The 12,903-nt window shown below is 35.1% G+C and carries 14 protein-coding genes; 1 reads left to right on the top strand and 13 read right to left on the bottom strand.

The window, feature by feature from the left end; translation table 11 throughout:
• Positions 1 to 302 precede the first annotated feature (302 nt).
• A complete protein-coding gene (locus ABE048_RS13210; RefSeq protein WP_430311723.1) occupies positions 303 to 815 on the bottom strand; it encodes a GNAT family N-acetyltransferase in 513 nt (170 codons plus the stop codon).
• A 270-nt stretch (positions 816 to 1,085) separates the two neighbouring features.
• Positions 1,086 to 2,273 carry an amidohydrolase gene (locus tag ABE048_RS13215; protein WP_430311724.1) on the bottom strand — a complete coding sequence of 396 codons (1,188 nt, stop codon included), beginning with the start codon at positions 2,271 to 2,273 and terminating at the stop codon, positions 1,086 to 1,088.
• A 349-nt stretch (positions 2,274 to 2,622) separates the two neighbouring features.
• On the opposite strand from ABE048_RS13215, the gene ABE048_RS13220 reads away from it, so the two are divergent.
• Positions 2,623 to 3,222 (top strand): trimeric intracellular cation channel family protein, encoded by a 600-nt coding sequence (locus ABE048_RS13220; RefSeq protein ID WP_430311725.1) that lies wholly within the window; start codon positions 2,623 to 2,625, stop codon positions 3,220 to 3,222.
• A gap of 190 nt (positions 3,223 to 3,412) precedes the next feature.
• Here the strand turns inward: ABE048_RS13220 and ABE048_RS13225 are convergent, their stop codons facing one another.
• From ABE048_RS13225 to ABE048_RS13275, 11 genes are all read right to left on the bottom strand, one after another.
• Complete coding sequence (locus ABE048_RS13225) at positions 3,413 to 3,562, bottom strand: YvrJ family protein (protein WP_430311726.1); 150 nt, start codon at positions 3,560 to 3,562, stop codon at positions 3,413 to 3,415.
• The gene (locus ABE048_RS13230; protein WP_430311727.1) at positions 3,559 to 3,831 is read right to left on the bottom strand and encodes a helix-turn-helix domain-containing protein; all 273 of its coding nucleotides are present in this window, start codon (positions 3,829 to 3,831) and stop codon (positions 3,559 to 3,561) included. Before ABE048_RS13230 ends, ABE048_RS13225 begins: the two co-directional genes overlap by 4 nt.
• A 25-nt stretch (positions 3,832 to 3,856) precedes the next feature.
• On the bottom strand, positions 3,857 to 4,453 hold the full coding sequence (locus ABE048_RS13235; protein ID WP_430311728.1) for a sigma-70 family RNA polymerase sigma factor: 597 nt from the start codon (positions 4,451 to 4,453) through the stop codon (positions 3,857 to 3,859).
• Positions 4,454 to 4,868: 415 nt separating this feature from the next.
• Positions 4,869 to 6,338 carry a class I adenylate-forming enzyme family protein gene (locus ABE048_RS13240; protein ID WP_430311729.1) on the bottom strand — a complete coding sequence of 490 codons (1,470 nt, stop codon included), beginning with the start codon at positions 6,336 to 6,338 and terminating at the stop codon, positions 4,869 to 4,871.
• A 13-nt stretch (positions 6,339 to 6,351) separates the two neighbouring features.
• A complete protein-coding gene (fabG, locus tag ABE048_RS13245; protein WP_430311730.1) occupies positions 6,352 to 7,092 on the bottom strand; it encodes a 3-oxoacyl-ACP reductase FabG in 741 nt (246 codons plus the stop codon).
• A gap of 13 nt (positions 7,093 to 7,105) precedes the next feature.
• Positions 7,106 to 7,999 carry an intracellular short-chain-length polyhydroxyalkanoate depolymerase gene (gene phaZ / locus ABE048_RS13250; protein ID WP_430311731.1) on the bottom strand — a complete coding sequence of 298 codons (894 nt, stop codon included), beginning with the start codon at positions 7,997 to 7,999 and terminating at the stop codon, positions 7,106 to 7,108.
• Entirely contained in the window at positions 7,993 to 9,021 is a 1,029-nt protein-coding gene (locus ABE048_RS13255) for a 3-oxoacyl-ACP synthase (RefSeq protein WP_430311732.1), read from the bottom strand. Before ABE048_RS13255 ends, phaZ begins: the two co-directional genes overlap by 7 nt.
• On the bottom strand, positions 9,018 to 10,049 hold the full coding sequence (locus ABE048_RS13260) for a branched-chain amino acid ABC transporter permease (protein ID WP_430311733.1): 1,032 nt from the start codon (positions 10,047 to 10,049) through the stop codon (positions 9,018 to 9,020). Before ABE048_RS13260 ends, ABE048_RS13255 begins: the two co-directional genes overlap by 4 nt.
• Positions 10,050 to 10,052: 3 nt before the next feature.
• Positions 10,053 to 10,919, bottom strand: a complete 867-nt coding sequence (locus ABE048_RS13265) for a branched-chain amino acid ABC transporter permease (protein ID WP_430311734.1) — start codon at positions 10,917 to 10,919, stop codon at positions 10,053 to 10,055.
• Positions 10,920 to 10,931: 12 nt separating this feature from the next.
• Positions 10,932 to 11,639, bottom strand: coding sequence for an ABC transporter ATP-binding protein (locus ABE048_RS13270; protein ID WP_430311735.1), 708 nt, complete (start codon positions 11,637 to 11,639; stop codon positions 10,932 to 10,934).
• Entirely contained in the window at positions 11,617 to 12,390 is a 774-nt protein-coding gene (locus ABE048_RS13275; protein ID WP_430311736.1) for an ABC transporter ATP-binding protein, read from the bottom strand. Before ABE048_RS13275 ends, ABE048_RS13270 begins: the two co-directional genes overlap by 23 nt.
• Positions 12,391 to 12,903 lie beyond the last annotated feature (513 nt).

A 12,903-nucleotide genomic window follows, 5' to 3' on the forward strand; every position in this document is an offset into this window, starting at 1 on the left:
AGGATGTTGGTCACGGAGTCGTTGCCACAGGACGTGGCGTTCTTAGACTCCGTTCCTTAATCGCGCTGTGGGGTCTCACCTTTCTCGCTTTCCCGCAGGAGTCTTCGCTAATTCCACATCAACATAGATAGCTAAACAAGATATTTATTATAAATTTTCATCTTTTTTTACTTTTTCAGTGCCCTCCACTATGTTCCTGCCTGGGTTTCAGCACATGGCGTCTTTGAACAACATTGGATATCATGGAATGTTCGAATATTTCATATGAATTTTGCAATATGAAATTGATTCAGGCAAAACTTTCATTCCCACTCTTCTGCTAAAATAGCGTAATAGTACTCATCCCACCACTCATCTCCATTTGGAATACATTTTTTGAAATAGCCTTCTCTTCTCATTCCAATCTTCTCCATTACTCGATAGGAAGGTATATTCTGAGGTTGGCATGTAGCAATAATTCTATGTAATTTCATCTTTGTAAAACCAAATTCTACTATAGCTTTTGCAGCTTCTGAAGCGTATCCCTTATTATAATATTTCGGATTAAACACCCACCCAACCTCATAAGTATGTTCACCAAAATACTTAAAGAATGCTATGTGACCAATGACAATTTGCTCATCCTTCAAAATCACAGCAAACTTCTCAGCATTTTCACCGCTATTTTCATGTACAAAATTCTTAGCATCTTCTTCGGTAAAAATGCCTTCTGGTATATATTTCATCACATGACTATCTGATGTGTAATCATAGACATCTTGCCAATCTTCTAATTTTAATTTACGTATCTCAAGTCTATTGGTTTTTATATCCATTTCATTCTCTCCTATCTAAAATATTCATCCCTTTATCTTTATTTCAATAGTAAAGATATAAAAACCTCTAATCTAATCTATAATTATTCTTTCTCTAACCTTCCCTTCCATAGTGAAATAAACCATTTTAAATAAAAAAGCCAAGGAGCATTCCTTTCCTTGACTTCTGTAAAATATTGTATAGTTCTTCATATTTTTTAAAATTTAATTTCTAACACAACGTTTTAATACGGACAATCTTTACCATAACTATTTATTTAATTCTTTTCCCTAATTTAACTCATAATAACCGCAAACGACAACTCCTACTGCTTTTGCTGCCACAAGAAGGGCATCTTCATCAATATCAAATTTAGGATTATGATTAAAATAAGGTTTTTCTACTCCTTTTGGTGTACAAGCAATGTAAAAGAAGCAGGAAGGGAATTTTTCAGCATAGTATGCAAAATCTTCAGAAGGTGGCATGGCTGGGAATTCTTTCACTTCTTTAATATCTTGATCTATTGCATTTTTAAGAAAATCAGCAACTTTTCCTGTTAATTCAGGATCATTATATAGAGGTGGATAATCATTCGTATAGGTTAGATCGCATGTTACACCAAATTCTTCTTCTAATCCTTTTACAAGACGTTTAACTTCTTTTTCAATTGTTTCTTTTGTTTCAACAGTCATATAACGGATATCGCCTTCAAGCTCTACGCTATCTTTAATGACATTAAATGTTCCTTTTCCATCAAAAGAACCAATCGTAATTACGCCAATATCAAAAGGACTTAACCGACGGCTAATAATCGTTTGAGCGGCTGTAACAAAATGAGCACCAACCACTATAGCGTCATTCGCTAGATGTGGTGAGGAACCATGTCCACCTCTACCTTGTATTTTTAATTTCAAATACGCTCTTCCGTTAAAAGAATATCCAGCGTGATATCCAACAACTCCTGTTGGACCCATTGGTAGCAGATGGATCCCAAATATATTATCTAAATCGTCAAGCAATCCGGATTCTACAATACTCTTTGCCCCACCAGGTGGAACTTCTTCTGCATGTTGATGAATAATTTTTATTGTACCTGGAATTTCATCTTTTAATTGAATTAGACAATCTGCTAATACTAACAAATAGGCTGTATGACCATCATGACCACATGCATGCATCACGCCTTCATTTTTTGATTTAAAGGGTAAATCCGTTTCTTCGATAATTGGAAGTGCATCAAAATCAGCACGCAAACCAATATTTTTCCCAGGCTTTCCACCTTTAATTGTCACGATAATTCCATATCCATTACCTACATTTGATTGAACTTCAACGTCATTACCTTTATAAAAATCGATAATATATTGAGCAGTTTTTTCTTCTTTAAAAGATAGCTCAGCATTTTCATGTAGATGTCTACGGATTTGAATTATTTCATCCTTACGAGATTCTAACATTTCTATTAATTTAGTTTTCATCATCTTGCCATCCTTTCATTCCTTTTTAAAACACCACTAAATTGGGCTTGTCCAACCTAAGTCTGCTCCGTAATTGATATATACATTCAGGTTTCCACTTTATTCTTACCTTTAAGCAAAATAAAAAAACAACTTGCCATTTTCATGACATGCTATTTTTATCACAATTTCATAAATATTATCAAACTTTTTTATTAATTTTAAATCTTTTTTCCAGAATTTTAATTCTAATAAATCAAGTAGATTCTGATACAATGTATGTGGTGTAAGGGATAGTCTATTTAATAGATTAATTAGACCGGATTAAACGGACTATTTTATATGATTATTGAGAAAAGGAGAAATTACTTTGACATGGGACATACTTAACATCCTTGGTACCTTAGCTTTTGCTATAAGTGGTGCGCTTATCGCATTAGAAGAGGATTATGATATATTAGGAGTTTACGTTTTAGGGTTTACTACAGCATTCGGAGGTGGAATTGCTCGTAATCTTTTAATTGGAATACCGATTGAGGACATTTGGTCACAAGATTCTTTATTTAAAATTGCCTTTTTGGCTATTACTGTAGTTTTCATTTTGTCCAATAAATGGATCGCCTCTTGGAAAAAGTGGGTGGTTTTTTTTGATGCCATCGGTTTAGCAGCATTCGCTATTCAAGGTGCAAACTTCGCTCTTACGATTGATGCTCCACTATTTGCCGTAATCATTGCAGCTACCTTGACAGGCGCAGGTGGCGGGATGATACGAGATGTACTTGCAGGACGTAAACCGATGATTTTTCGTTCAGAAATCTATGCCTTATGGGCAGCATTGGCAGGTCTAGCTATTGGTTTAGATTTGGTACGTGGACCCTATACCACATTTTTTCTTTTAATCGCAATCGTACTATTTAGAATGTTATCAGTCTACTATAAATGGAATTTACCACATAAATTTCGAACTTAAGAAAAACTGTTTTCAAGTATCCTATCAAAAGAGAAAATTCGTTTTTTCCAGACGCTAACCTTTCTAGAGCAATAAATATCAAAATATAAACGTCCATTAAATTATAAACGGCTTTGGACGTTTATATTTTCTTCCTTATTCATAAATTTAAGCATGAATATTAATAATAAGAAAATTCTGTAAATTAAACTCACTCATCCTTCATTTTTAATTTCATAATCACATCTTCCAATTTCTCAAATTTCTTTTCAAAACGTAAGAACAGATAGACTGTTATTGCGATAGGAAATCCAAAATTACCAAGCAAGCTTACCCACATTGGAAATTCTGTTGGCGTCATTTTATCACCCCTTTTCTATTATTTGATTGCTTCAATCGATTATTTTCTCTTTCATAAAACCCCCAAAATCCATCGGTTTCTCCTACTTCATAAGTTCTTATTATCGAAATTAATTTAAGTTGAAGTTCTTGTTCTAAATCAGCTCTGTTATGAAAACTAGTTTGTAGTAGGGTTTTTTTTATTTTGGGTTTGAAAGCTTTTATTACCTTTTCAATTGCTTCAGTTTCATTTTTTGAATCAATTGCCAACTGATATAAAGTTTCAACCATTAAAATCACCCCCTTCTAAATTAAATTAGAAAATACAATTTTCTGAAGGTAGCTTCAAATCTCTTCTAATTTTCTTTAATGCTTTATTGCGTGACTTAGAGACAGCTTGCTGTGACTTTTTTAAATAATTCCCAACTTCAGAGTCTGTCCAACCTTTAATGTAAACAAGATATAGGATATTTCTTTGGTTAGATGTTAAGCTTTTTAATGCATTATAAATATCGGGATCTGTTATATAATCTAGAATATTATCTGATTTTAATTCAAAGTCTTCGTGATAAATGGCTATGTCTTTAAGAGACACTTCTGTATCTTCTTTGAAAGGTTGGTCAAGTGTTACCGGAAATCGATAATTCAATTTACTAATTTTTTTATCTAAATTAATAGCATGAAAGTAAAGTGTTGAAGAAATATAGGCGGTAAATCGAATATTAAAATAAAACCCTCGAAACGCTTGATCTAAACGTTCTTTATTTTGAAAAGTTGGATGACAAATGGACTGTTTCAACAATTGATAATTTGCCTTTTTGGATAAAAAATCTTTAATAACTGGATTATTTAAAAACTCTTCATTACCTTGAATAAATTCACGGAATTTACAACAATCTTTGTTATTTTCCATATCTAATCCTCCTTTTCAAAACGAAATCAAACAACACCACTTCGGAATTCCTAATCAAGAAAGTACAAGTCATTGTTTCAACATACCATTTAAATGAGCATATTAGCCTAATAGCTATAAAAACAATTCAGAAACGAAAAATAATCCATTTGCATTATATTGTTAAAAATTATTTCAAATTTTAATAAATAAAAGAAGATTTTGGAATAAAAATAACAACCTTTAACAAAATATTCAAAACTTGTTTTAATAATATTTTAGTTGTTATTTCCAAAAACATGCAACATTATTAAAAAAAATTTTATATTAATTTTTTGGAAATTCTTAAATTCCTTCATAATTACGATATCTTGCACTTTGTGGAAAGCTTTTTAGCATTAAAAACAAAGAAAAGACCCGTATCTCTACAGGTCTTTTAGTCTCCAATTTCTTGAAGTTTCTTTTTATCAATTTTTCCTACATGAGTTTTAGGTAATTTTAGAATAAAATGTATTCGTCGAGGAATTTTATACCCACCGAGAAAATTCCTACATAACGCTTGAATTTCTTCGGCGTTGTTAAATCCTTCATCAGGTACGATATAGGCTGTTACGATTTCGCCCCAATGAGAATCTGGAATGCCAATAACTGCTACTTCTTTTACTTTCGGATGTGTGATAATGCATTGTTCAACTTCTTGAGGATAGACATTTTCTCCTCCAGTAATGATCATCTCTTTTACACGTCCAACTATATAGATATCTCCATCTGAGTCCATCTTTGCTAAATCTCCCGTACGTAGCCATCCATTAATAATCGTTTTCGATGTTTCATCTGGATTATTCCAATATTCACTGAACATATGTTTCCCTTTTATATAGAGTTCCCCTACCTCATCCCTATCGCATTCTCTCCCATTTGCATCAAGAATCTTGATGGAATTGAATTGCATGCATTTACCGACAGAACCTGGTTTTTTTGCTGCTTCTTCGGGTTGAATGACAAAATTATTCGGCCCTGCTTCCGTTAATCCATAGCCTTGTTTAAATCGCAACCCTTTATTTTGAAAAGCTTCATGAACCGTGATTGGACATGGGGCCCCACCTGATAAAAAAACTTTTATCGTTGGAAAAGATGAATTTTTGAAGGTTTCTGTTTCAATCATTGCTTGATACATCGTAGGAACAAATAATGATATAGTTGTTTGATAATCATTTAGAGCTTTGATCGCTTCAAGAGGATTAAATTTCCTTCCAATCACTACCGTTCCTCCAGCCATTAAGATTGGAATCGCTAAGGCATTAATTCCTCCAGTATGAAATAAGGGCATATAATTCAATGTGCAATCATCACTCCCAAGATTCCAACTAATGATGGTATTGAGAGCATTCCAATTCACCGCATCGAAGGATAATACTACTCCCTTCGGTTTACCAGTGGTTCCCCCAGTATAAACCAACAGCCATGCATCATTGGCATTCCAATCAATGGTTGGTAAATCTTCTTCTATCAGTTCCAGATTTGCTGTAATTGGATATGATTTAATATTCAAATTATTTTCTACAAGCGTCATCAAATTATGCTCATATAAAAGTATTGAGGGTGTGCAATCTTGCAAAATATAGTGAATTTCTGGCTGACTTAATCGCCAATTAAGAGGAACGTATACATATCCCCCTACCCCACAAGCAAAAAGAATAGCGAATAGATCCAGCCTATTTTCAGAAATAACCGCAATCCTATCTCCCTTTTGTAAACCGTTATTTTTAAAAAATCCTGCCCATTTCTTTACTTCATTTGCTAATTGTTGATAAGTCCAGCTTCTTGCAGTTGCGATATCAATCATTGATGTTTTATTGGGAGTGATCGAAGCTCTTTTTAATATCCAGGATTGCTCAGTATGCATGCCATTCCACCCCTTACATCATGATTCCACCATCCACTTGTAATACATGCCCCGTAATATAGCTTGCTTCGTCTGATGCTAAAAATAAATAAGCATTCGCAATATCTTCTGGTTTTCCTAATCGTTGTATGGAAACGATGGATTCCATTTTCTCTAATACTTTTTCGGGCATTTTCTCAACCATTGACGTTCTTGTAAAACCAGGCGCTACAGCATTAACATTAATTCCCTTTCTACCAAATTCTTTTGCCCATGTTTTGGTCATTCCGATAATTGCTGCTTTTGTAGCAGCATAATTGGTTTGGCCTACATTCCCATAGACCCCACTAACTGAAGAGGTATTAATAATTTTCCCGTAGCCCTGTGCTATCATTGAAGGAATGACCGCTTGAGTACAATTGAATACACCTTTTAAATTAACATTGATTACTTGATCGAATTGCTCTGAAGTCATTTTTGTTAACATTGCATCATTGGTAATACCCGCATTATTTACTAAAATATCTATCTTCTTATATTGATTTAGAACATTTGAAACGACGTTATTGACACTCTCTCGATCCGCAACATTCATTTGGTAAAAAGCTATTTGAACATTTTCTTCAATTAATTCAGCTTGAATTTTGTTTCCAGCATCGGCATTATAATCGGCTATAATAACAATTGCCCCTTCTTGAGCAAACCGTTTTACTGCTGCAAGGCCGATTCCACTGGCTCCTCCTGTTATTAGAGCTACCTTATTCTCTAATCTCATCACAATTCCTCCTTTATATAAATTGTTCCATTACTTCGATTAATTGTGGTAGATCATCAATTAAAGGAGAATGACCACAATTAATTAATTTGACGGCTTTAGCTCGCCCTTCAAAATCTTCGATAATCTCTTTTGTCATGCTTTCCGCTACAACATAATCACGTTCTCCATAAAGAATCATTGTAGGAATTTGAATTTTAACTACTTCATTTTTGCACATGCTCACTTCGTTGGAAATTGCACTAATATTAAATGTATTTAACACATGGTAAACATCCGGAAGATTACGTTGTGTCAGCATGTCATCAATATATGCCTCATATTGCTCATCTGTAGGTTGATTATGCGTATAGATTAACGCGTTCCATAATGCTTTTAAGCCTTGTCGATTTGAAGAATCATATAGGCTTTGCACAGCCAAAGTTTTAGCATCTTTCTCTACCTCATCTAATGAAAGAAGCCTTTTAGATAGATTTGGCGTACCATCTGCGTTCGAGTCATAAAATGCGTATCCTCTTGTAGACGCTGAAGCTAATAAGATGAGTTTGTGACATAAACCAGGATGATCTGCGCAGAATTGCATTGCTACAGCACCACCAGTGGACCAACCCATTAACACAAAATCTTTTAATCCTAGAGCATCAATCCATTGCTTTAAATCCTCACTAAAGTCACGGATATGTGTTATTCGATTATTATAGGAAGATTGCCCAAAACCTCTTAAATCCGGTGCTAAAATAGTAAATCTATCATCCAATGCATCCATCAATACATCCCAATGTTTAGAAGATGTCATATTCCCATGGACTAGAATGAGAATTTCGTCACCACCTACTCTTTCACGATATGCAATCGTTTCTCCATTTGATATCTGAACTTTTTTTAATACCTCTTGTTGATTCAACATACAATCTCCTCCTCTTGTTTTCCCCATTGAATTGTTACTGCTCCCCATGAATAACCAATTCCTGCGCTAACAAGCGTAACGATATCACCAGCTTTTAATTTACCGTCTTCTAAAGCTAGCTCAAGTGATAATATTTGATCGATTTGCCCAATATGCCCGTAATGTGAAAGATAGATTGATTGTGATTCATTTAATCCTAGTGAACGAAGGACAAAATCATGTGCTGATTTTTTCATATGCAACATAGCAAGATACGATAATTTTGATTCATCATAGCCACTTTTCGCTAAAGATTGGCGAATAACCTTCAAAAAGTTACTTAATGATTTTTGCTCAAGACGTGCCTTCATACCTTCAGGATCTGTCACATCTAATCGGTATGCACCCGATTGCAATAACTCTGGTGTTAACGGTTGCTTAGTACCACCAACAGGTACAACCACATCCTCCGAAAATGACCCATCTGTGATCAAATCACATTCCAATACGATGTTTTCCTTTACACCCTTTTGCAATATTATTGCTCCTCCACCAGCACCTAAGTTATACATGAAACGTGTACGGTCATTTGTATAATCTATGAAATCGTGATTACGATAACCACCAGCTAGTAAAACGGTTTGAATCTGATCGTCTGCAAGCATCAAACTCTTTGCCAACTTCATCGCCATTATTGTCGTTCCACATCGAAGCTGTACGTCAAATGCCCATGCTCCCAAAGCTCCAATGTCTTCCTGGATTTTTATCGCTGCTGTCCATAGTGGATATTCCTTATGCTCCTCGCCGATATAAATGATCACATCAATTTCTCGAGGGGATAGATTTGCTTTTTCTAATGCTTTTTTGGCGGCCCATATAGCCATTTGTACTGTATGATCTTCTGGCCCTGCTATCGTTTTTTTTATGATTCCCAATTTTGTTTTTACAATATCGATTGGAACATTTGATTGTTGACTAATCTCTTCTGCTGTCATGTGGTAATTTGGCAAATAGATTCCTGTACTTACAATCCCTACATTCATTCGAATCGCTCCTTATCATTAGCCAATGGAATAGATGGTGGCTGCTGCTTGGGATTCACTTTTTTTGTCTTCCAAATCAAATATTTCGAATATAGCGTCCCTACGATACCTTTTGGGAAGAAGATTACTGCAAGGATATAAAGCAGTCCGAAGAAAATAATCCAGCGTTCAAAAATTGGATAGTCTTTTGCAAGACCTGATAAAAAATGTTGAGCAATCTCAATTACGAAACTTCCAATAATCGGCCCAACTAACGTGCCTACACCTCCAATAATGGTCATTAACAGTGCATCTAATGTGATATCGATTGACATTACGCTAGTATTAACGAAGCGAAGAGATATCGCATATAGAGAACCTGCTAAACTGGCAATCACTCCAGCTACTACCGAAGCAATTACTTTGTAGTACAAGGTTTTAAAACCTAATGATCTGGTTCGTTGCTCATTTTCTCGAACAGCGATAAGTACTTTTCCCAGTGGCGATGAGACAAATCTTCGAAGCACGAGGAATATCACTACTAAACAAGCTAAGACGAATAAGTAGAAGAAAATACGGTCTCTAAATGCATCTGGTGCTCGAAATGTAAAACCATCATTCCCTTTAGTGACAGCACGCCATTTTTCAGCAAGTACTAAAAATAATCCTGAAATGGCTAAAGTCAACATAGCAAAGAAATGGCTTTTTAATCGCAAAGTCAGTAACCCTACTAAAAAACTAACAATACCAGCACACAACATGCCTACTAGTATAGATAGAAGAAAAATCGTCATCGTGTTGTCATATGTGTTAAGCATGATTGCAGTTGAATAGGCACCGATTCCAAAAAACATCGCATGACCAAATGATACGATTCCAGTGTAACCAAGCAAAATATCATAACTCATTGCTAATATACTGAAGACAAATACTTGAGTCATTAAGATGGTTAATGTTCTTGAATCTGAAATATAAGGAAAGAGGATTAGCGCTAAGACAACCAACAAAAATACTGTATTTTTAAGTGAATAGAATTTTTTAAGTTTCATTGGTTAACCCTCCTTTACATTTGTGAATAATCCTTGAGGGCGGAAGATTAGCACAATCGCCATCAAAATCATATTGACTGCGAGTGATAAATACGGCACATAGTATGCCATAAAACTACCGGCAAGCCCTACCAAAATCGCTGCCATTAATGAGCCAGAGAAACTTCCCATGCCCCCTATTACCACTACGATAAATCCTAATATGGCATATTCCATTCCCATTTCTGAATAAATCACTCCTGAATAAGGTGCCATTAATACACCTCCAAGAGCTGCTAGAGCGGATCCTGTCATAAATACGAATAAAAAAACACGCTTAATATTTATCCCTAACACTTGCACCATTTCTTTATTCATCACACCAGCTCGGACGGTTAATCCTATTTTTGTTCGTTTTAATATATATTGGAATATTCCAAAAACAGCAAAACCAATCAGGATAATAAATATTCTGTATTTGATCACAATAACATCGCCAAGTTCCCAGCTTCCTGCAAGATAGGAAGGTACTTCAACAGGAATACTATTAGGTCCAAAAGCCACTTTTATGAATTCGGATAGCACTAGCATAAATCCTAAAGTGATTAAGATTTGCTGAACATGGTTACCGTACACGGGTGTAATGATGAGTTTTTCAGTAATCCAGCCGAACACAAGTCCAGTGACAATTGCCCCAAGTATGCCTACTATAAAACTTCCAGACCAAGAGTAAGCGAAAATTCCTGCATAGGCACCCCAAACAAACAGTCCACCATGAGCAAAATTGAGAACATCCATTAAACCAAAAATAAGAGTCAACCCAGCTGCTAGTAAAAAGATAAGCATCCCTGTCGCTAGACCGTTTATCAATAAATTGAAAAATAGATCCATACCCTATTCCCCCTAACCAATTCCTAAGTATTTCCTCTTTAATTTCTCATCTCCAATCAAGTCGGTCATTAATCCTGAATGAACTGTTTTCCCATCATCTATTAATGTGTACGTATCCCCGATACGACTAGCCATAATAAAATTCTGTTCTACAAGGATTATGGTCGTTTTCTTCTTCATCTCCGTAATTGCTTCCATTACTTTTTCCACAACAATAGGGGCTAATCCCTTGGAAGGTTCATCAATTAACAAAAGCTTACTATCATTTACAAATGCTCTTGCCATTGCAAGCATTTGCTTTTGACCACCTGATAAATGACCTCCAGCTTTTTTCCAAAACTTTTTTAGATCAGGAAATAGTTCGAGTACATATGCTTGTTTTTCATATATTTCTTCGGTCTCTCTACGCATGGCTACTTTTATATTCTCTTCTACTGTAAGTTCACTAAAAATCCCTTGATCTTCTGGAACATATCCAATCCCTAAATTGGCAATATCATATGGTTTGCGTTTTGTTATGTCTTTCTCTTCAAATAGAATGCTGCCATTCGAGGCAGGTGTTAAACCCATAATCGTTTTTAACGTAGTCGTTTTGCCTGCTCCATTTCTGCCAAGCAATACGGATACTTCACCTTCTTTTGCTTCAAATTCAATTCCTTGCAAAATATGATATTGTCCTATATGCGTTTGCAACTGATTAAGTTTCAATAAGTTGTTCATCATAGAGACCTCCTAAATAGGCTTCTTGAACGATTTCATTGTTCATTATTTCTGAAGGCGAACCATCTGCTAAAAGCTTTCCATTAAAGAGCACCATAATCGAATCTGATAAATCTAAAATCATGTCCATTTTATGTTCGATTAATAAAATGGTTTTATCGCCTTTTTCTTTAATTGAACGAATGACATCTAAGATTGCTGGTACTTCTTCTAAAGACATCCCTGCAGTTGGTTCATCTAGTAGTAATATTTCTGTATTTAACGCTAACAACATCGCAATTTCTAGCTTTCGCTTTTCTCCATGTGAAAGTTGACTAGCGATGGAATTTACTTTATTACCAAGTAACGCTTGATCTAGTATTTCGATGGCTTCATTGGTAATTGTCTTATATTGCATATAATGTTTGAAAAAATTGAATCGAATTTTTTCACGAGATTGAACGGCAAGTCGAACATTCTCAAACACTGTTAGATTAGGAAAGACATTGGTAATTTGAAACGATCGTCCAAGACCTTTTCGTGTTCTTTCTATCGGCGAATCATTTGCTAAGGATTTTCCTCGCAAAAAGATATCTCCTGTTGTTGGCTTCAATTCTCCACTTAGAAGATTAAAAAAAGTTGTCTTTCCTGCTCCATTTGGTCCAATTATGGATTTAAAGTGTTTTGCAGGCATTTCGAAATTCACGCCATCAACTGCTAGGTGGCCACCAAATTGAATACTTAAATTTTCTGTTCGAATGATCGCTTCCAATGTCATTCCTCCTTCGTCTTGCTCTCTTGAAATCTTCTTAAAATAAAAAGATTTGAAGAGAGCTAGACCTTTGATTTGGTCTGTAGCTCTCAGTTATTTATCTTTAATTACGGGAAAGTTTTAAACAACGTCCTATACGGGTTCAACATCAAATTCCAAGCTTTTAAAAAATTTATGAGATTTTTGCACTCAACTATTCATTTAGAGTCAGATTTGGATGTTCCGCTACAGACGGCGCTTTCCGCGGGCAAGCATCAAGCCTCCTCCTCACTACGTTCGTGCGGGGTCTTGATTTGCTTGTTTTTCCCGCAGGAGTCGCCGTTTTTCGCTACACAATAAGCAAAATTGGATATCATTTAATGTTCGTATATTTTATATGAATTTGCATAAAAGTGGCTGCTCCTACCTTTTTACCGCCCAACTGCCAAGCCTCCTCATTCGTTTGCTAAAAGGCACTGAAAAAGTAAAAATAGATAAAATTTATAATAAAAATCTTGTATAGCTATCTTTGTT

The sequence above is a fragment of the Rummeliibacillus pycnus genome (genome assembly GCF_050459865.1).
Classification (GTDB): domain Bacteria; phylum Bacillota; class Bacilli; order Bacillales_A; family Planococcaceae; genus Rummeliibacillus; species Rummeliibacillus pycnus_B.